This is a genomic window from Streptomyces sp. NPDC057565, from assembly GCF_042801455.1.
In the GTDB taxonomy this organism is placed as follows: domain Bacteria; phylum Actinomycetota; class Actinomycetes; order Streptomycetales; family Streptomycetaceae; genus Streptomyces; species Streptomyces yanii.
The window spans coordinates 392,542-411,104 of record NZ_JBHVFU010000003.1 but is presented as its reverse complement, the minus strand read 5'-3'; the positions used below and the strand labels follow the sequence as shown (position 1 = coordinate 411,104).

Here is an 18,563-nt window from a genome sequence, read left to right as displayed (position 1 = left end):
GCAATAAAAGTTGTGGAATCTCGGATACCGCCCCGATGCCGTGAGGGGACGGCCCGCAAAACGTCGATCGCCGGACGGGCCACAACGGCTCGTCCGGCGATCGACGGAGTACTGCGGTCAGCGGACCGGGTGTCCGGCCTCCCTGAGAGCGCCCTTGACCTCGGAGATCCGCAGATCGCCGAAGTGGAAGACGGACGCGGCGAGCACCGCGTCGGCGCCCGCCGCGATGGCCGGTGCGAAGTGCGCGAGCCGGCCCGCGCCGCCGGAGGCGATGACGGGGACGGTGACATGAGTGCGGACCGCCGTGATCATTTCGGTGTCGTAGCCGTCCTTCGTGCCGTCGGCGTCCATCGAGTTGAGCAGGATCTCGCCCGCGCCCAGCTCGGCGGCCCGGTGCGCCCACTCGACGGCGTCGATGCCGGTGCCCTTGCGGCCGCCGTGCGTGGTGACCTCGAAGGTGCCCGCGGGGGTACGCCGGGCGTCCACGGACAGCACGAGGACCTGTCGGCCGAACCGCTCGGCGATCTCCCGGATGAGGTCCGGGCGGGCGATCGCCGCGGTGTTGACGCCGACCTTGTCGGCGCCGGCCCTCAGCAGTTTGTCGACGTCGTCGGCGGTACGGACACCGCCGCCGACGGTGAGCGGGATGAAAACCTGCTCCGCGGTGCGGCGCACCACGTCGTAGGTCGTCTCCCGGTCGCCGCTGGACGCGGTGATGTCGAGGAAGGTCAGCTCGTCGGCACCCTCGGCGTCGTACAGCTTGGCCATCTCGACGGGGTCACCCGCGTCGCGCAGGTTCTGGAAGTTGACACCCTTGACGACCCGGCCGTTGTCGACGTCCAGGCACGGGATGACTCGTACCGCGAGACTCATTGCGCACCTTCCCGGTAGGCCTCGACCTCGACCTCGACGACCAGGCTGGGGTCGACGAAACCGGAGACGATGATCATGGAAGCGGCGGGGCGGACGTCATCGAACAGCTCCTTGTGGGCACGGCCGACCTCGTCCACGTCCCGGGCGTGCGTGATGTACATCCGGGTACGGACGACGTCCTCGCGGCCCAGCCCCACCTGCTTCAGTGCGTCGAAGGCGACGTTGAAGGAGACGACGGCCTGCTCGTACGGGCCGCCCGCGGAGATCTGTCCGTTGACGACCGACGTGCAGCCGGCGACCAGGACCAGCCCGTTCGGCAGCTGCACCGCGCGGGAGTAGCCGAACTTGTCCTCCCAGGGTGCGCCGGAGGAGATGCGGTTGACGGAATCGGTCATCCGGAGACCACCTGCAGCGCCTCTTCGAGGGTGAACGCCTTCGCGTACAGCGCCTTGCCGACGATCGCGCCCTCGACACCCTCCGGCACGAGCGAGGCGATCGCCCGCAGGTCGTCCAGCGAGGAGACGCCGCCGGAGGCGACGACCGGCTTGTCGGTGGCGGCGCAGACGTTCTTCAGGAGCTCCAGGTTGGGGCCCTGGAGCGTGCCGTCCTTGGCGATGTCGGTGACGACGTAGCGGGCACAGCCCTCGGAGTCGAGGCGGGCGAGGGTCTCGTAGAGGTCGCCGCCGTCGCGGGTCCAGCCGCGGCCGCGGAGCGTCGTACCGCGGACGTCGAGGCCGACGGCGATCTTGTCGCCGTGCTCGGCGATGACCTTGGCGACCCACTCGGGGGTCTCCAGGGCGGCGGTACCGAGGTTGACCCGGGTGCAGCCGGTGGCGAGGGCGGCGGCGAGCGAGGCGTCGTCACGGATGCCGCCGGACAGCTCGACCTTGATGTCCATGGAGCGGGCGACCTCGGCGATCTGCGCCCGGTTGTCACCGGTGCCGAACGCGGCGTCCAGGTCGACGAGATGCAGCCACTCGGCGCCCGCCTTCTGCCAGGCGAGGGCGGCCTGCAGGGGGTCGCCGTACGAGGTCTCGGAGCCGGACTCGCCGTGCACGAGGCGGACGGCCTGGCCGTCGCGGACGTCGACGGCGGGGAGGAGCTCAAGCGTGGTGGACATCAGAGTGTTCCGATCCAGTTGGTCAGCAGCTGGGCGCCGGCATCGCCGGACTTCTCGGGGTGGAACTGGGTGGCCCACAGGGCGCCGTTCTCCACGGCGGCGACGAACGGCTCACCGTGGGTGGCCCAGGTGACCCGGGGGGCCCTGATCCTGGCGTTCGTGACTTCGAGGCTCCAGTCGTGCACCGCGTACGAGTGCACGAAGTAGAACCGGGCCTCGGGGTCGAGACCGGCGAAGAGCTCGGAGTCCTCGGGGGACCGCACGGTGTTCCAGCCCATGTGCGGGACGACCGGGGCCTTCAGCGGGGCGACGGTGCCGGGCCACTCGTCGAGGCCCTCCGTCTCCACGCCGTGCTCGATGCCGCGCTCGAAGAGGATCTGCATGCCGACGCAGATGCCCATCACGGGCCGGCCGCCGGAGAGCCTGCGGCCGATGACCCAGTCGCCGCGGGCCTTCTTCAGCCCCTCCATGCAGGCGGAGAACGCGCCGACGCCGGGCACCAGCAGCCCGTCGGCGTTCATCGCCCGGTCGAAGTCGCGTGTGATCTCGACGTCCGCGCCGACGTGGGCGAGGGCGCGCTCGGCGGAACGGACGTTGCCGAAGCCGTAGTCGAAGACGACGACCTTCTTCTTCTCACTCACAGGTCGCTCCCTCAGTCCCAGAGTCCCTGGATCCGCATGACACCTGCGACCAGGCACATCACGGATGCGATCCCGAGCAGCACGATGACGCCCTTGGGCATCTTCTGCTTCGAGAAGGAGTAGACGCCACCGGCCAGGAAGAGGCCGAGGACGATCAGAACGGTGTTGAGGCCGGTCACAGCGCGCCCTTCGTGGAAGGAAGAATTCCGGCGGCGCGCGGGTCGCGCTCACAGGCGTACCGCAGGGCGCGGGCGAGCGCCTTGAACTGGCACTCCACGATGTGGTGGGCGTTGCGGCCGTACGGGACGTGGACGTGCAGGGCGATCTGTGCCTGGGCGACGAAGGACTCCAGGATGTGCCGGGTCATCGTGGTGTCGTACGAGCCGATCATCGGCGCGATGTTCTCCGGCTCGGTGTGCACCAGGTAGGGGCGGCCGGAGAGATCGACGGTGACCTGGGCGAGCGACTCGTCCAGCGGGACGGTGCAGTTGCCGAAGCGGTAGATGCCGACCTTGTCGCCGAGCGCCTGCTTGAAGGCGGCGCCGAGGGCCAGGGCGGTGTCCTCGATCGTGTGGTGCGTGTCGATGTGCAGGTCGCCCTCGGTCTTGACCGTGAGGTCGAAGAGGCCGTGGCGGCCGAGCTGGTCGAGCATGTGGTCGTAGAAGCCGACCCCGGTCGACACGTCGACCTTTCCGGTGCCGTCGAGGTTGACCTCGACGAGCACCGACGTTTCCTTGGTGGTGCGTTCCACGCGGCCTACGCGGGGGCTCATCCGTCGTGCTCCTTCTTGAGTTCGCGTACCGCATCGAGGAACGCGTCGTTCTCTGCCGGGGTTCCTGCGGAGACCCGCAGCCATCCCGGTACGCCGTTGTCCCGGACCAGGACTCCCCGGTCGAGGATCTGCTGCCAGGCGGTGTGGCTGTCGGCGAAGCGGCCGAACTGGACGAAGTTGGCGTCCGAGTCCGTCACGTCGAAGCCGAGGGCACGCAGTTCGGTGACGATCCGGTCGCGCTCGCTCTTGAGCTGCGCGACGTATCCGAGGAGCGTCTCGGTGTGCTCCAGGGCGGCGAGTGCCGTGGCCTGGGTGACGGAGGACAGGTGGTAGGGCAGCCGCACCAACTGGACGGCGTCCACGACGGCCGGGTCGGCGGCGAGATAGCCGAGGCGCAGTCCGGCGGCGCCGAACGCCTTCGACATGGTGCGCGAGAGCACCATGTTCGGCCGGCCCTCGATCAGCGGGAGGAGCGAGGGGTGGTGGCTGAATTCGCCGTACGCCTCGTCGACGACGACCATCGAGGGCCTGGCGGCCTGGGCGGCGTCGTACAGCGCGAGGACGGTGGCGGCGTCGACCGCGGTGCCCGTGGGGTTGTTGGGCGAGGTGATGAAGACGACGTCCGGGCGCTGCTCGGCGATGGCCTTGCAGGCCGCGTCGACATCGATCGTGAAGTCGTCCTTGCGCGGTCCGGAGATCCAGCCTGTGCCGGTGCCGCGCGCGATGAGAGCGTGCATCGAGTACGAGGGCTCGAAGCCGATCGCGGTGCGTCCGGGCCCGCCGAAGGTCTGCAGCAGCTGCTGCAGCACCTCGTTGGAGCCGTTGGCCGCCCAGACGTTGGCGAGACCGACCTCGTGCCCGGCGGTGCGGGTGAGGTAGCGGGCCAGTTCGGTACGGAGCTCGACGGCGTCCCGGTCGGGGTAGCGGTTGAGGTCGCGGGCGGCCTCGCGGACACGCTCGGCGATACGGTCGACGAGCGCTTCGGGGAGCGGGTACGGGTTCTCGTTGGTGTTCAGCCGTACGGCCACGTCGAGTTGGGGCGCGCCGTACGGCGACTGACCACGGAGCTCGTCCCGGATCGGCAGGTCGTCGATACGGGTGGTGCTGCTGTTCGTCACTGCTGCGGAACCTTCCAGCCACTGTGCTCGTCCAGTTCGCCTTCGGCGAATCGAGCCTTGAGAGCGGCGCCGTGGGCGGGGAGGTCCTCCGCCTCGGCGAGGGCCACGACATGGTGGGTGACCTCGGCGAGCGCGTCGCGCGTGTAGTCGACGATGTGGATACCGCGCAGGAAGGACTGCACGGACAGGCCCGAGGAGTGGCAGGCGCAGCCGCCGGTGGGCAGGACGTGGTTGGAGCCGGCGCAGTAGTCGCCGAGCGAGACCGGGGACCACGGGCCGACGAAGATCGCTCCGGCGTTGCGGACCCGGTCGGCGACGGCTGCGGCGTCGGCGGTCTGGATCTCCAGGTGCTCGGCGGCGTACGCGTCGACGACCTTGAGGCCGTCCTCCAGATCGTTGACCAGGACGATCGCGGACTGACGGCCGGCCAGCGCGGGCTCGATCCGGTCGGTGATGTGCTTGGTCGCGGCGATCTGCGGCTTCAGCTCGGCCTCGGTGGCGGCGGCCAGTTCCTCGGAGTCGGTGACGAGGACGGCGGCGGCCATCGGGTCGTGCTCGGCCTGGCTGATCAGATCGGCGGCGACGTGCACCGGATCGGCGGTGGAGTCGGCGAGGATCGCGATCTCGGTGGGTCCGGCCTCGGCGTCGATGCCGATGCGGCCCTTGAGGAGGCGCTTGGCGGCGGCGACATAGATGTTGCCGGGGCCGGTGACGAGGTTCACCGGGAGACATTCGGCCGTTCCGTACGCAAACATCGCGATGGCCTGGGCGCCACCGGCGGCGTACACCTCGTCGACGCCGAGCAGGGCACAGGCGGCGAGGATGGTGGGGTGCGGCAGACCGCCGAACTCCTTCTGCGGCGGGGAGGCGACGGCGATGCCCTCGACACCCGCCTCCTGCGCCGGGACGACGTTCATGACCACGGACGACGGGTAGACGGAGCGCCCGCCCGGCACATACAGGCCGACGCGCTCGACGGGCACCCACTTCTCGGTCACGGTGCCGCCGGGGACGACCTGTGTGGTGTGCGTGGTGCGGCGCTGCTCGTGGTGGACGAGGCGGGCGCGGCGGATCGACTCCTCCAGGGCGGCCCGTACGGCGGGGTCGAGCCGGTCCAGCGCCTCGGAGAGGGCCGCGGCCGGGACCCGGATCGAGTCGAGCCGTACGCCGTCGAATTTCTCCCCCCACTCGATCACTGCCGCTGAGCCACGATGGCGTACGTCCTCGCAGATGGGGCGCACCGTCTCCAGTGCGGCTTCCACGTCGAACTCGGCTCGGGGCAGCAGGTCGCGCAGGTCGCCGCCCTCGGGGAGGGCATCGCCGCGCAGATCGATTCGAGAGATCACACCCCAATTCTCTCAGACCGCCTCCGGCGGCAGTTCGCCCGTATCACTGGCTGATACATGACCCGGCCGTCACGGCCGACTACTCCCGGCCACTACTGACCGTCGGCGTTCACGCCGTCACCCAGAGGGAACACAGAGGGAATAACAGCTGCAAGCGGAAGGGGCCCCGGTGACCGAACCGCAGGACAGCGAGATCCCGGACAGCCTCAGCACGGCGGAACTGGGCATGTGGCAGGCGTTCCGGAACGGCAGCACCTACGATCTGCGCGCCCGCGACCCGATGCGGGACGACCCGTTCGCGCCGACGGTCTGGGGCGCCGAGCGCAGTGTGGACGCCCGTGTCGTCGCCCGGCTGCTGCTGAGCGGGCCGCCCGCCCGGCCCGGACGGGTCGCCGCGCTGAAGCTCCGGGGGGTACGGATCACCGGGACGCTCGATCTCGCGGGCGGGCGTGTGGCTCCGTACGTGGAGCTGACGGGCTGCCGCTTCGAGGAGGAGGTGGTCCTGCCGGAGTGTCACTTCACGACGCTGCGGATGGTCGGCTGCGCGGTGCCCCGGCTGGAGGCGGCGCGGCTGCGCACCGAGGGCGATCTGCATCTGCCGCGCTGCCAGATCGAGCGCGGGATGCGGCTCACCGACGCCCATATCGGCACCGATCTGCTGCTCAACCAGATCGAGCTCGGGGCCGACCGGCAGGGCCGCGCGCTCGCCGCGGACGGTCTGACGGTCGCGCAGGACCTGCAGGCGGAGATGGTCGAGACGCGTGGCGAGCTGAGTCTGCGCGGCGCGAAGGTCGGCGGTTCGCTGAGTCTGCGCGGCAGCCGGCTGCGGGCGGGGCGTGCCCGGCGCGCACTGAACGCCCCGCAGCTGACGGTGGAGCGGACCTTGTACATGACCGAGGCATGGGTCAGCGTCGACACGGGGAACCTGGGCACCACTCCCCCGTACGGCATCGTCATGGCCCAGGCCCAGGCCCCGGCACACGGCACCCGGGCTCAGGTCTTCGAGTGCCGCGGCGGAGTGCGGCTGGACGACGGGCGGTTCGGTGACGCGGTCGACCTGCACAAGGCCAGGTTCGTGCTGGCGCCCCGCGAGGAGCTGTCGCTGCGCCGGATCGTCGCCCCGGAGCTGCGGTTCAACGCGGAGCGCCCGGAGGAGGGCCGGGTCGTGCTCAACGGCGCGAAGGTCGTCACGCTGATCGACGTGTCGACCAGCTGGCCGGGGCCCGGCGGTCTCGCGATGGGCGGTTTCGTCTACGAGAACCTCGTCCCGTACGGGCACTTCCCGCTCTCCCGCCGCCTGGAGTGGCTGGCGGCGGCGACCCCCGAGTACGTACCCGAGCCGTACGAACGGCTGGCGACGGTGCTGCGCAACTGCGGGGAGGACGCGGACGCCCGCGAGGTGCTGCTCGCCAAGCAGCGGCGCCGGCGCGAGACGCTGCCGCCCGCCGCGAAGCTGTGGGGGATCCTGCAGGACTGGACGGTGGCGTACGGCTACCGGCCCGGGCGGGCGGCGGTGTGGATGGCGGTGCTGTGGGCGGCCGGGACGGTGGCCTTCTCGCAGTACGAACCGGCGGCGATCAAGCAGGACGAGCACCCGGAGTGGAATGCGGCGCTGTACGCGCTGGATCTGCTGGTGCCCGTGATCAACCTCGGACAGGACGGGTACTGGCGGATGGAGGGCGGCTGGCAGTGGGCGGCGGCCGCGCTGGTGCTGCTGGGGTGGATATTGGCCACGACGGTGGCGGCGGGCGCGTCGCGGCTGCTGCGCCGCGGCTGACCGGGCACGGTCGGCACGGGCCGCCCGCTGCCCGCAGGCAAGGGCCCGGCGGACACGGCGACCGGTCTCCCTCGACCGACCAGCGCGGATACCGACCACCGGAGCAAAACAATCAAGCCAGATTCCACCTCATCCTTTACTCTTTGTTGACCCTCGTCGGGGCAACCCTTGTACTCGGCACCAAAGTTTCACAGCGCCCCTCTGGCGCCGCCTCGACCAGCGTTTTTCAATGGCCTGCACCATGTCATTCCTTCGCGCCCTGCTCCGTACCGCGCGCATGATCCGGCACGCGCCGCAGCTGTCCACCGGACTGCCCGCTGACGATGCGGTGCTGCTCGATGCCCCCGACGAACGGCTCTCCCCCGCGCTCGTCGCCGCCGCCCTCGGGGAGTACGAGCCGGCCGCCAAGCTCCTCGCCACCACCCGGGACGCCGCCGAGTGGGAGAATCGCGACCGCTACCTCGGCCGGCTCGTCACCTTCGCCCGCCACCGCGACAGCTGGCTGGCCGACTGGCTCGCCGCCGCCCCGCACGACCCGGACGCATTGCTCGTCAAGGCCGAACTGGCGGTCCGGCGGGCCTGGGAGTCACCGGCCCGCGCCGAGCAGCTGCGCGACGTGGCACCACTGATCACCGCGGCGGCCGAGAGCGATCCGCGCGACCCGGTGCCCTGGCGGCTCGCACTCGACCACGCCCGCGGCACGCATGCCCCGCATGCCGCCTTCGAGGCGCTGTGGGAGCAGGCCGTCCGGCGCTCCTCGCACCACTACGGCTGCCATGTCGCGGCGCTGCAGTACCTGTCCGCCGCCTGGTACGGCTCGCACCGCGAATGCTTCGACTTCGCCGAACAGGCCGCGGAGGACTCGCTGCCCAGCTCACTGGTGCAGGCGCTGCCGGTGCGGGCCGCGTTCGCGCTCCTGATCGCCGGCCCCGAGACACAGACCACATCGGTGCTGGAGGAGCGGATCGACAGGGCCGCGGATCTGGCGATCGCGCTGTCCGCCACGTATGAGCCGGGCGATCCGTGGCCGGCCGAGGTCCGCAATCTGCTGGCGTACGTGCTGGTCGTCCGGGGGCGCTGGGACGAGGCGCTGGAACAGTTCCGGCTGATCGGGCCCCATGCGACGTCGTTCCCGTGGTCGCTGGTCTCCGACGATCCGCTCGGCCAGTTCCTGGACGCGCGGGACGGGGTACGCCTCCAGGTGGCATCCGGGATGCCTTTGCGGTACCGGGCCGACCACAGCGGGTCGCGCGGCCATTACGCTTGACCGTTGTGACCACCGCTCGTCTGCCCCTCTTCCCGCTGAACGCGGTGCTGTTCCCCGGCCTCGTGCTGCCGCTCAACGTCTTCGAGGAGCGCTATCGCGCCCTGATGCGCGAGCTGCTGAAGACCGATGAGGACGAACCGCGCCGCTTCGTGGTCGTCGCGATCCGCGACGGCCGCGAGATAGCGCCCACCGCCGCCGGAATGCCGGACGCCACCACGGTGCCCTCCGCCACCGGGCGCGGTCCCTCGGACGGCTTCGGCCCCGACCCGATCCAGACGTTCCACCGGGTCGGCTGTGTCGCGGACGCGGCGAAGATCCGGGAACGCGCGGACGGCAGCTTCGAGGTCCTGGCGACCGGCACCACCCGGGTCAAGCTGCTCTCGGTCGACGCGGGCGGCCCCTACCTGACGGCCGAGGTCGAAGAGCTCGAAGAGGACACCGGCGACGAGGCGGGCGCGCTTGCCGAGGGCGTACTGCGGGCGTTCCGCAGCTACCAGAAGCGACTGGCCGGAGCGAGCGAGCGTTCCCTGACGACGGGCGCGGAACTGCCGGACGAACCGTCGGTCGTCTCGTACCTGGTGGCCGCCGCCGCGGTCCTCGACATCCCGTCGAAGCAGCGACTGCTGCAGGCGCCGGACACGGCGACGCGCCTGCGCGAGGAACTGACGCTCCTGCGCTCCGAGACGGCCGTCATCCGGCACCTGCCGTCCCTGCCCGCAGTCGACCTGACCAGGGCGCCGACCCACCCCAACTGATGTGAGGACCCTGCCCCGTGGCGAAGAAGCCGAAGAAGCACCAGCAGTCCGGCTCCGGCGGCACTCCGGCGACGGTCGCCCTGACCGCGGCGGGCACCCCTTTCACGACCCACGCGTACGAGCACGACCCGGCCTCCCCCTCGTACGGTGAGGAGGCGGCGGAAGCGCTGGGCGTCGCCCCCGACCGGGTCTTCAAGACCCTGGTGGCCGACGTGGACGGCACCCTGACCGTGGCGGTCGTCCCGGTGGCCGGCTCCCTGGACCTGAAGGCCCTGGCAGCGGCGGTCGGCGGCAAGCGGGCCGCGATGGCGGACCCGGCGGCGGCGGAACGCACGACGGGTTATGTCCGGGGCGGCATCTCCCCCCTGGGCCAGCGGAAGCGGCTGCCGACGGTACTGGACGAGTCGGCGCAGTTCCACGAGACGATCTGCGTATCGGCGGGCCGCCGCGGCCTGGAGGTGGAACTGGCCCCGAAGGATCTGGCTGCGCTGACGGGGGCGGTGTTCGCGGCCATCGGCCGGGCGTAGCGCAAGCGGCCCCGGGGGCACTCACCCAGGGGCATTCGCAGCCCCTCTTCCAGCCCGTCCGGCGACCCCGGACCGGGGTCCGGGGCAGAGCCCCGGTTGCGGGAAGGGGCGCGGTGGGGTGAGGCCCCGCGCAGCGGCCCTACCCCCGTAGCCCCGCCCCGCTCCCTACGACTCCTTCGGCGGCGACGGAGAGGACGAAGGCGAGGACGGAGACGAAGGCGAGGACGGAGACGAAGGCGAGGACGGAGACGAAGGCGAGGACGGAGACGAAGGCCCCGCCGAGCCCGCACCCCCCGGCCCACCCCCCGGCACACCCCAGGCTCCCCAGTCCGGCTCCGGATCCCGCGGCCCGAACGCCGCGGTCAGCGCCAGATGAACGACCATCGCCGCCAGCGACCAGGCCAGCAACGCACCCTTCGCGTGGAGGTCGAGCGGTGCGTCGAACACCACGCCCTTGCCGACCTCACGCGCATGGGCGACCACATCGCGTTCCGGTCCGAGCCAGACGCCCACCCCCCAGGCCACCAGCGACCCGAGCAGCCCGCCCAGGGCAAGCCCCACGACCAGCGCGATCCCGCCACGTCGGTGGAACCAGAAGGCCAGCGCCGCGGACACCGCCCCGAACGCGAGCGCGAGCAGCACGAACGTCCCGTCGCTCCCGATCGCCTCCTCGCCCTCGCTGTCCTTGAGGAAGACCGCCTGGCTGTCGGAGATCAGCGGGACCCGCGGCGACAGCCACAGCCACAGCAGTCCGAGCCCGACGCCGGCCACCGCCAGCAGGACGGCGACGACGGCCGCGCGCCGCAGATCCGCCCGCGGATCGTGCTCCTCCTGAGACTCCAGGAAGGTCCCCGGACCGGAGCCGCCGCCCCTCGGCGGCGTCTGCCAGGGGCCATGGGACGAGGGCTGGTGGGGCGGTGTCAGAGGTGCGGTCACCTTGCCATCGTGCCAGGCGCCCCTGTGCCACGCCTCACCGGACCGCTGCCCTGCGGTACGCCCAGGTCGCCACGGCCAGGGAGAGGACGCCGACGACGGCGCAGACGGCGAGATCGAGAACGACGACCGCCCAGTCGGGATGGGCGTTGAACGACCGGGACAGGGCCTCGACGCCGTACGTCGAGGGCAGCAGATCACGCGCCCAGCCGATCGGCGCGGGCATCCGGTCGGCCGGCAGCACCCCCAGCAGCAGCGCCGCCGACATGCCGAGCTGTCCGAGCAGCGTGGCGAGCTCCTGCCGGGGCGCGAGCAGTCCGAGCGCGGCGCCCAGCCCGGCCAGCGCGGCTCCGGCGAGCGGAATGACGGCGGCGAGCACCCACAGGTGGGTCATCGGCAGTTGGAAGAGCACGCTCCCGGTGACCGCGGTGACGATCGTGCCGGGCACGGTGAAGGAGGCGTACGCCCCCGCCGCACCGAGCACCACCGCGGCGGGCGGCACCGGCAGGGTGGCGTAGTGGTCGAGCCCGCCGCCGGCCCGTAGCTGCCCGAAGTACTGGGCGAGCAGATTGAGCGCGACGAAGGCGACGACGAGGACGCTGGATCCGGCGACGACGGCCCGTGCCTCGGAGCCGCCGTCGACGACGCCGCGCATCAGGATCATGATCCCGATGGACTGGAAGGTCGCCACGAAGAGCAGCGGGATGCGGGCGACTCTGGCCCGGGACAGCTGGGCGCGGTACACGGCCGAGAGCGAGGGAAGCAGCCGGGCCCGAGGCGCGAGCGGCACGGCAACGCCACCGGCGCCGTCCCCGGTCCCTCCCTCGGCGGCAGAACCGCTTCCGCCCGTCGTCCGAGCACCGGCCGCCTCCGCAGGAACAATGCTCGTCACCTGGTGCTGCTCCCGTTCGGTCCCTGCCCGGCCGTACATCCGTACCCGATCGCCGCGGTCATGCTTTCACCAGCCCCTGCGTGGCGTCCCCGCCGAGCGCCAGGTAGACGTCCTCCAGGCTCGGCGTCGCCAGAGTGAAATCGTCGAGTGCGGCGAACGCGGCCCCGCCGGTCACCGCGGCGACCGCCGCCCGCGCCTCGTCCGGCCCGAGCCGCAGCACCCAGCGGCGCCCGGACTCCTGCGCGGACTGCCGCAGCACGGCCACCTCGGGAACGTCCAGGGGCGCGCGGTCGCGCCACACCAGCTCGACCCGGACCTCGCCCGCCACCCGCTCCTTGAGGCCGGTGGGCGTGTCGCAGGCGATGACCTTGCCGCGTTCGAGGACGGCGACCCGGTCGAGGACGGTCTCGGCCTCGATGACGTTGTGGGTGACCAGCAGCACCGTCGTACCGTGCTCGGCGCGGCGCCGGTCGACGGCGGCCCAGACGGCGCGCCGGGCGACGGGGTCCATCCCGGTCGTCGGCTCGTCCAGGATCAGGACCGGCCGCTCCCCGACCAGGGCGGCGGCGAAGCAGGCAAGCCGCCGCTGCCCGCCGGAAAGCTTCTTCAGAGGGCGCGCCGCGATGTCGGTGAGACCGAGCTCTTCGAGTACGGCGTCGCGCGTGGCGCGTGCCTCCCGTACCGCGAGTCCGCGCAGCCGCCCGGTGGTCTCGGCGGCGAGCGAAACGGTCAGCTCGTCGAGGGCCGTGGACTCCTGCCCGAGGTAGCCGATCAGCCGGGAGGCCCGCTCGGGGTGGCGCACGAGGTCGTGCCCCAGCATCTCGACGCTGCCGGAGTCGGGCCGCATCAGCCCGGTGAGCTGGCGTACGAGCGTGGACTTGCCCGCACCGTTGGGCCCGAGAAGTCCGAAGATCTCACCGCGTCGGACGTCGAGGCTGATCCCGTCGGTCGCGCGCACCTCGGGGGTGGCGGGTGTGCCGCGGCGGCCGCGGGCGGCGGGATAGGTCTTGACCAGATCACGCACCGCGCACACGGTCCCGGTCGCCGTCTGCGCCTGTGCTGTGCCCGTACTCACGAGGTACGAGAGTACGGGGTCGGACGCCCCCTTTTGCGCCCGGGCTGCCGGACTACTCCACCACGGGGGCGTGTTCGGCCGCCGCGCGTACGTCGATCTCGCGCCAGAAACCCGCCCGGATCGCGTATCGGTCGTGTTCGTCGATCTGGTCGTCCTTGTGGGCGAGCAGGCCGAACCGCGCCGCGTACCGCAGCAGCTCACCGTCGATGCGGTGCGGGATCCGCGGGTACATGGTGGACAGCTTCTGCAGATGGACGGTCTCCGGCAGCCGTTCCATCCAGCGCCGGGCGAAGACCTGACCCACCTCGAACGGGTCACCGCCGACCGTGGTGATGTCCTCCTCACGGTCCGCCCAGCGCTGCTCGGCGGAGGTGAGCTGGGCCAGGGTGGGCAGCGAGGCGGTCTCGGCGGGTTCGCCGAGCGGTCCGCCGCGCTCCATCCAGCCCCTGTCGGAGGACCAGCGCAGGGTCGCGGTCGCCGGGGGCTGCGCCGCCGGCTGTGCGGCGGCGGTCGGGGTGCCGGGGCCGCGCAGGGTGCCCGCCAGGTCCTTGGGGGTGGGGACACCCCTGCCGCCCTGAGCAGCCGGGGCATGCGCGGTTTCCTCGCCGGTGGGCACCGCCGCGCCGTTGCGGGCGGCGGCCGCCTGGGCCTCCGAGGCGCGTTCGGCGGAGGCGGCGAGGGCCGCCTCGGGCAGTGGCGCGGAGAGGATCGCGGCGATCTCGGGGCGGGTTGCGGGGGGCGGGGCGCAGCTGCCGCCGTTGTCCTTGGCCCGCACGGCCTGGGTGATCCAGGCCCGGTCGAGCACCCGGCGTTCGTCGGCCTCGGCGACCAGGTCCTCGGACTGGTTGTAGTCCCCGTCGGCGGCCTGCACGGCCCAGAGATGGACGGCCACACCGTGTTCCTTGGCAGACATCAGTCCGGGCAGCAGATCACCGTCGCCGGTCACCAGGACGACGTCGGAGCAGGCGCGGTTCCTGGCCAACTCGGTGAGCTCGGCGTGCATGGCGGCGTCGACGCCCTTCTGCGCCCAGCGTCCGTCACTGCGGGTGAGCGCTCCGAGCCTCACGGTCACCCTGGGCATGACGCGCAGCCTGCGGTGCTCGGGCTGCGGGACGCGGTCGGGGGCACCGTCGAACCAGTAGATCCGCAGCAGCGGCTGCTCCGTGTCGGCTTCGGCCCGCTCGCGCAGGCCCTGAATCAGCGCCGCGTGGTCGACGGTGATGCGGGAACGGGCGGGCTCTCCCGCCAGCAGACTCGCGGCTGCGCCCAGCAAGTAGCCGGCGTCCACCAGGACGACGCAACGGTCCACGCGATCCACCCTCTTCCAGAATTCGGGAATGGGTTCTGCTCAGGGTTTCCTCGAAGTCTGCCCGACGGCGTGAGGGTTGACGGCCGGAACTCGATCATCGGCGTGGCGGATACGGAAAACGGCGCATGATACCCCCTCACTACGCACGGTAATGATCCAACATGCGCTGTATATGCCGGTATGTGAATCTGACAGCGGTCCTGGCCCCGAGATTCCGCACAGGAGGAACACCATGGCCAAGAACAAGAACCGCAAGCAGGGCAGCCAGCAGAACCGCGCGTCCATACCGGAGCGCGGCGCGGAGGAGACGAAGTCGACGGCTTACGAGTCGCAGTCCCAGTCGCAGGCCCAGGGCAGCCCTGCTGATGTTGCCCGTAAGCAGCAGCGGCGCTTCGGCCACAACTGACCGGTCGTCTCCGGTCCGGCCACAGGCCGGTAGCCGAGAGAGGCGCTCCCGCAGGGCGGGGCGCCTCTCTCGTGCGTTGCGGGAGCCGCTCAGCCGGCCAGGCAGGACGGGCCGAGCAGCACCTTCAGGTCGCCGAAGAGCGCCGGGTCGGGCTGGACCCGGTGCCGGTCGAGCCGGAGGACGGTGGTCTTGCGGGGGCCCTGGAGCTTGATCCGTACCTCGGTGTTGCCGCGGTGGTTGCTGAGCACCTCGCCGAGGCGGGCGACCATCGGCGGGGTGATCTTGACCGTCGGGATGGTGAGCACCACCGGCGCGTTGGTCCCGGCCGACGAGAGGTCGGGGACCTGCATCTCCATGGCGACCAGCCGCGGAATGTCCTCGCGCTTGTCGAGCCGTCCCTTGACGAAGACGACGGTGTCCTCGACGAGCTGGGTGGAGACCAGCTGGTACGTGGCCGGGAAGAACATGCACTCGATGGAACCGGCCAGGTCCTCGACGGTGGCGATGGCCCAGGCGTTGCCCTGCTTGGTCATCTTCCGCTGGAGTCCGGAGATGATGCCGCCGATGGTGACGATCGCCCCGTCGGCGTGTTCGCCACCGGTGAGCTGGGAGATCGCCGCGTCGGACTTGTCGGTCAGCACGTGTTCGATACCGAAGAGCGGGTGGTCGGAGACGTACAGCCCGAGCATTTCGCGCTCCTGGGCCAGCAGGTACGACTTCTCCCACTCGACGTCGGAGAACTCGACGTCGAGTCCGAAGCCAGGCTCGTCGCTGTCCTCCTCGCCGCCGCCGAAGAGGTCGAACTGCCCCTCGGCCTCCTTGCGCTTGACCTGCACCACGTTGTCGATCATCGGCTCGTGGTGGGCGACGAGGCCCTTGCGGGTGTGGCCCATCTCGTCGAAGGCGCCGGCCTTGATCAGTGACTCGACGGTCCGCTTGTTGCAGACCACCGCCTCGACCTTGTCGAGGAAGTCGGGGAAGCTGCTGTACTTCCCCTTCGCCTTGCGGCACCGGATGATCGAGTCGACGACGTTCTGTCCGACGTTACGGATGGCCGTCAGCCCGAAGAGGATGACGTCGTCGCCCTGAGCGGCGAAGTTCGACTCGGACTCGTTGACGTTGGGCGGGAGCACCTTGATGCCCATGCGGCGGCACTCGTTGAGGTAGACCGCGGACTTGTCCTTGTCGTCCTTGACCGAGGTCAGCAGCGCCGCCATGTACTCGGCGGGGTAGTTCGCCTTGAGGTACGCGGTCCAGTACGTGACCAGTCCGTACGCGGAGGAGTGCGCCTTGTTGAACGCGTACCCGGCGAACGGGACCAGTACGTCCCACAGCGCCTGGATCGCCGCGTCGGAGAAGCCGTTCTTCTTGGCGCCCGCCTGGAACAGCACGAAGTTCTTCGCCAGCTCGTCGGGCTTCTTCTTGCCCATCACGCGGCGCAGGATGTCGGCCTCGCCGAGCGAGTACCCGGCGATGATCTGGGCGGCCTTCTGCACCTGCTCCTGGTAGACGATCAGGCCGTAGGTCAGGCCGAGCGTCTCCTTGAGCGGCTCCTCCAGCTCCGGGTGGATCGGGGTGATCTCCTGGCGGCCGTTCTTGCGCTCGGCGTAGTTCGTGTGCGAGTTCATGCCCATCGGGCCCGGCCGGTACAGGGCCGAGACTGCGGAAATGTCCTCGAAGTTGTCGGGCTGCATCTGGCGCAGCAGCGAACGCATCGGACCGCCGTCGAACTGGAAGACGCCGAGCGTGTCACCGCGGCAGAGCAGCTCGTACGTCTTGGGGTCGTCCAGCGGGAGGGCGAGCATCTCCAGGTCGATGCCCTTGTTGGCCTTCACCATCTTGATGGCGTCGTCCATGATCGTGAGGTTGCGCAGGCCGAGGAAGTCCATCTTCAGCAGGCCGAGCGACTCGCACTGCGGGTAGTCCCACTGCGTGATGGTGACGCCGTCGGTGTGCCGCACCCAGACCGGGGCGTGGTCGACGATGGGCTCACTGGACATGATCACGCCGGCGGCGTGCACACCCATCTGCCGGACCAGCCCCTCGACACCCTTGGCGGTGTCGATGACCTTCTTGACGTCCGGCTCGTTCTCGTACATCCCCCGGATCTCGCCCGCCTCGCTGTACCGCGGGTGCTTGGGGTCGGTGATGCCGGAGAGGTCGATGCCCTTGCCGAGGACGTCGGCGGGCATGGCCTTGGTGAGCCGGTCGCCCATCGCGTACGGGTAGCCGAGGACGCGGGCGGAGTCCTTGATCGCGTTCTTGGCCTTGATCTTGCCGTACGTACCGATCATGGCGACCTTGTCGGCGCCGTACTTCTCCGTCACATACCTGATCACTTCGACGCGCCGACGCTCGTCGAAGTCGATGTCGACATCGGGCATGGAGACACGCTCGGGGTTGAGGAACCGCTCGAAGATCAGTCCGTGCTCGATCGGGTCGAGGTCGGTGATGCCCATCGCGTACGCGACGATCGAACCGGCCGCGGAGCCACGCCCGGGGCCCACCGCGATGCCGTTGTTCTTGGCCCACATGATGAAGTCGGCGACGACGAGGAAGTATCCCGGGAACCCCATCTGGATGATGACGTCCATCTCGTACTCGGCCTGCTTCTGCCGGTCCTCGGGGACGCCGGCCGGGAAGCGCCGGTTCATGCCGACCCGGACCTCCTCCTGGAACCAGGTGACCTCGGTGAAGCCGTCCGGGATCTCGAACTTCGGCATCAGGTCGCGCTTCTCGAACATCCCGCTGGTGTCGATCTGCTCGGCGACCAGCAGGGTGTTGGCGCACCCCTGCTGCCAGGCGTCGGAGGAGTCGACGGCGTACATCTCGTCCGTCGTCTTGAGGTAGTAGCCCGTGCCGTCGAACCGGAAACGGTCGGGGTCGGAGAGGTTCTTGCCGGTCTGGATGCAGAGCAGCGCGTCGTGCGCGGTGGCCTCGCTGGCGTACGTGTAGTGCGAGTCGTTCGTGACGAGCGGCGGGATGTTGAGCTTCTTGCCGATTTCGAGGAGTCCGTCACGGACCCGGCGCTCGATCTCGATGCCGTGGTCCATCAGCTCCAGGAAGTACTTGCCCTCGCCGAAGATGTCCTTGTAGTCGGACGCCGCCTGGACCGCCTCGTCGAACTGACCGAGCCGCAGCCGCGTCTGCACCTCGCCGGACGGACAGCCGGTGGACGCGATCAGCCCCTCGGACCACTGGGCGATGGTCTCCTTGTCCATGCGCGGCCACTTCTGCAGCCAGCCCTCGGCGTACGCGTCCGAGGAGAGCCGGAAGAGGTTGTGAAGACCGGTCTTGTTCGCCGCCCAGATCGTCTTGTGGGTGTAGCCACCCGAACCCGAGACGTCGTCGCGCTTCTGGTGCGGCTGGCCCCACTGGATCTTCCGCTTGTGCTTGCGCGACTCCGGGGCGACGTAGGCCTCGATACCGATGATCGGCGTCACCTCGGCCTTCTTCGCCTGGTGGAAGAAGTCGTACGCCCCGTGCAGGTTGCCGTGGTCCGTCATCGCGATGTGCGACATGCCCATTTCATTGCAGGCAGCGAACATGTCCTTGAGCCGCGCGGCACCGTCCAGCAACGAGTACTGGGTGTGGACGTGAAGGTGCGTAAAAGGCGGCTTGGTCACGGCGTCGGGCCTCCGGGGAAACAAGCAATGACGGTCAGGGGGGACAGCCTGGAAGTCTACGTCTCCGGTCCGACAACCGAGGGGCACTCCCGGGTACCGTCGCGCGTTGAGGGGACGGAGACGCCC

General features: G+C 70.4%; 18 protein-coding genes. 5 read left to right on the top strand and 13 right to left on the bottom strand.

Annotated elements, in window-relative coordinates; genetic code table 11:
• Positions 1 to 117: 117 nt before the first annotated feature.
• From hisF to hisD, 8 genes are read right to left on the bottom strand one after another with little or no spacing between them, the layout of a single operon-like run.
• Positions 118 to 873 carry an imidazole glycerol phosphate synthase subunit HisF gene (hisF, locus tag ACFU8W_RS09095; RefSeq protein ID WP_384033860.1) on the bottom strand — a complete coding sequence of 252 codons (756 nt, stop codon included), beginning with the start codon at positions 871 to 873 and terminating at the stop codon, positions 118 to 120.
• Positions 870 to 1,268 carry a RidA family protein gene (locus ACFU8W_RS09090; protein WP_345514629.1) on the bottom strand — a complete coding sequence of 133 codons (399 nt, stop codon included), beginning with the start codon at positions 1,266 to 1,268 and terminating at the stop codon, positions 870 to 872. The genes hisF and ACFU8W_RS09090 overlap by 4 nt, the downstream gene beginning before the upstream one ends.
• Positions 1,265 to 1,993, bottom strand: a complete 729-nt coding sequence (priA, locus tag ACFU8W_RS09085) for a bifunctional 1-(5-phosphoribosyl)-5-((5-phosphoribosylamino)methylideneamino)imidazole-4-carboxamide isomerase/phosphoribosylanthranilate isomerase PriA (protein ID WP_384033856.1) — start codon at positions 1,991 to 1,993, stop codon at positions 1,265 to 1,267. Before priA ends, ACFU8W_RS09090 begins: the two co-directional genes overlap by 4 nt.
• Positions 1,993 to 2,634, bottom strand: a complete 642-nt coding sequence (gene hisH / locus ACFU8W_RS09080; RefSeq protein ID WP_266986721.1) for an imidazole glycerol phosphate synthase subunit HisH — start codon at positions 2,632 to 2,634, stop codon at positions 1,993 to 1,995. The genes priA and hisH overlap by 1 nt, the downstream gene beginning before the upstream one ends.
• 11 nt (positions 2,635 to 2,645) lie before the next feature.
• Positions 2,646 to 2,813, bottom strand: coding sequence for a hypothetical protein (locus tag ACFU8W_RS09075; RefSeq protein WP_266986719.1), 168 nt, complete (start codon positions 2,811 to 2,813; stop codon positions 2,646 to 2,648).
• Complete coding sequence (hisB, locus tag ACFU8W_RS09070; protein ID WP_384033852.1) at positions 2,810 to 3,406, bottom strand: imidazoleglycerol-phosphate dehydratase HisB; 597 nt, start codon at positions 3,404 to 3,406, stop codon at positions 2,810 to 2,812. The genes ACFU8W_RS09075 and hisB overlap by 4 nt, the downstream gene beginning before the upstream one ends.
• Positions 3,403 to 4,524 (bottom strand): histidinol-phosphate transaminase, encoded by a 1,122-nt coding sequence (locus tag ACFU8W_RS09065; RefSeq protein WP_384033849.1) that lies wholly within the window; start codon positions 4,522 to 4,524, stop codon positions 3,403 to 3,405. Before ACFU8W_RS09065 ends, hisB begins: the two co-directional genes overlap by 4 nt.
• A complete protein-coding gene (gene hisD, locus ACFU8W_RS09060; RefSeq protein ID WP_384033846.1) occupies positions 4,521 to 5,870 on the bottom strand; it encodes a histidinol dehydrogenase in 1,350 nt (449 codons plus the stop codon). The genes ACFU8W_RS09065 and hisD overlap by 4 nt, the downstream gene beginning before the upstream one ends.
• 169 nt (positions 5,871 to 6,039) lie before the next feature.
• On the opposite strand from hisD, the gene ACFU8W_RS09055 reads away from it, so the two are divergent.
• The 4 genes from ACFU8W_RS09055 (at position 6,040) to ybaK (ending at position 10,196) form a co-directional block, all read left to right on the top strand.
• The gene (locus ACFU8W_RS09055) at positions 6,040 to 7,647 is read left to right on the top strand and encodes an oxidoreductase (protein ID WP_384033842.1); all 1,608 of its coding nucleotides are present in this window, start codon (positions 6,040 to 6,042) and stop codon (positions 7,645 to 7,647) included.
• Positions 7,648 to 7,876: 229 nt separating this feature from the next.
• Positions 7,877 to 8,914, top strand: a complete 1,038-nt coding sequence (locus ACFU8W_RS09050) for a hypothetical protein (RefSeq protein ID WP_384033839.1) — start codon at positions 7,877 to 7,879, stop codon at positions 8,912 to 8,914.
• A 5-nt stretch (positions 8,915 to 8,919) separates the two neighbouring features.
• On the top strand, positions 8,920 to 9,669 hold the full coding sequence (locus ACFU8W_RS09045; protein ID WP_384033836.1) for an LON peptidase substrate-binding domain-containing protein: 750 nt from the start codon (positions 8,920 to 8,922) through the stop codon (positions 9,667 to 9,669).
• 17 nt (positions 9,670 to 9,686) lie between these two features.
• A complete protein-coding gene (gene ybaK / locus ACFU8W_RS09040; protein ID WP_384033833.1) occupies positions 9,687 to 10,196 on the top strand; it encodes a Cys-tRNA(Pro) deacylase in 510 nt (169 codons plus the stop codon).
• Positions 10,197 to 10,361: 165 nt separating this feature from the next.
• On the opposite strand, the gene ACFU8W_RS09035 is transcribed toward ybaK, so the two are convergent.
• The 4 genes from ACFU8W_RS09035 to ACFU8W_RS09020 form a co-directional block, all read right to left on the bottom strand.
• The gene (locus ACFU8W_RS09035) at positions 10,362 to 11,132 is read right to left on the bottom strand and encodes an ABC transporter permease (RefSeq protein WP_384033830.1); all 771 of its coding nucleotides are present in this window, start codon (positions 11,130 to 11,132) and stop codon (positions 10,362 to 10,364) included.
• Positions 11,133 to 11,166: 34 nt separating this feature from the next.
• Positions 11,167 to 12,021, bottom strand: a complete 855-nt coding sequence (locus ACFU8W_RS09030; RefSeq protein ID WP_384033827.1) for an ABC transporter permease — start codon at positions 12,019 to 12,021, stop codon at positions 11,167 to 11,169.
• Between the two features lie 58 nt (positions 12,022 to 12,079).
• Positions 12,080 to 13,054: an ABC transporter ATP-binding protein gene (locus ACFU8W_RS09025; protein ID WP_345514792.1), complete on the bottom strand. Its 975-nt coding sequence runs from the start codon at positions 13,052 to 13,054 to the stop codon at positions 12,080 to 12,082.
• Between the two features lie 94 nt (positions 13,055 to 13,148).
• Positions 13,149 to 14,414 (bottom strand): NYN domain-containing protein, encoded by a 1,266-nt coding sequence (locus ACFU8W_RS09020; RefSeq protein ID WP_384033824.1) that lies wholly within the window; start codon positions 14,412 to 14,414, stop codon positions 13,149 to 13,151.
• A gap of 223 nt (positions 14,415 to 14,637) precedes the next feature.
• Between ACFU8W_RS09020 and ACFU8W_RS09015 the strand changes: the two genes are divergently transcribed.
• The gene (locus tag ACFU8W_RS09015; RefSeq protein ID WP_266986699.1) at positions 14,638 to 14,811 is read left to right on the top strand and encodes a hypothetical protein; all 174 of its coding nucleotides are present in this window, start codon (positions 14,638 to 14,640) and stop codon (positions 14,809 to 14,811) included.
• 89 nt (positions 14,812 to 14,900) lie between these two features.
• Here ACFU8W_RS09015 and dnaE read toward each other — a convergent pair whose 3' ends face one another.
• Positions 14,901 to 18,437 (bottom strand): DNA polymerase III subunit alpha, encoded by a 3,537-nt coding sequence (gene dnaE, locus ACFU8W_RS09010; protein ID WP_345514613.1) that lies wholly within the window; start codon positions 18,435 to 18,437, stop codon positions 14,901 to 14,903.
• Positions 18,438 to 18,563: the final 126 nt, after the last annotated feature.

Bases quoted from the DNA above. Each gene is read 5' to 3' on its own strand.
- ACFU8W_RS09015 (WP_266986699.1), top strand. From the start codon at position 14,638: ATGGCCAAGAACAAGAACCGCAAGCAGGGCAGCCAGCAGAACCGCGCG.
- ACFU8W_RS09090 (WP_345514629.1), bottom strand. From the start codon at position 1,268: ATGACCGATTCCGTCAACCGCATCTCCTCCGGCGCACCCTGGGAGGAC.
- ACFU8W_RS09050 (WP_384033839.1), top strand. From the start codon at position 7,877: ATGGCCTGCACCATGTCATTCCTTCGCGCCCTGCTCCGTACCGCGCGC.
- hisF (WP_384033860.1), bottom strand. From the start codon at position 873: ATGAGTCTCGCGGTACGAGTCATCCCGTGCCTGGACGTCGACAACGGC.
- hisB (WP_384033852.1), bottom strand. From the start codon at position 3,406: ATGAGCCCCCGCGTAGGCCGCGTGGAACGCACCACCAAGGAAACGTCG.
- priA (WP_384033856.1), bottom strand. From the start codon at position 1,993: ATGTCCACCACGCTTGAGCTCCTCCCCGCCGTCGACGTCCGCGACGGC.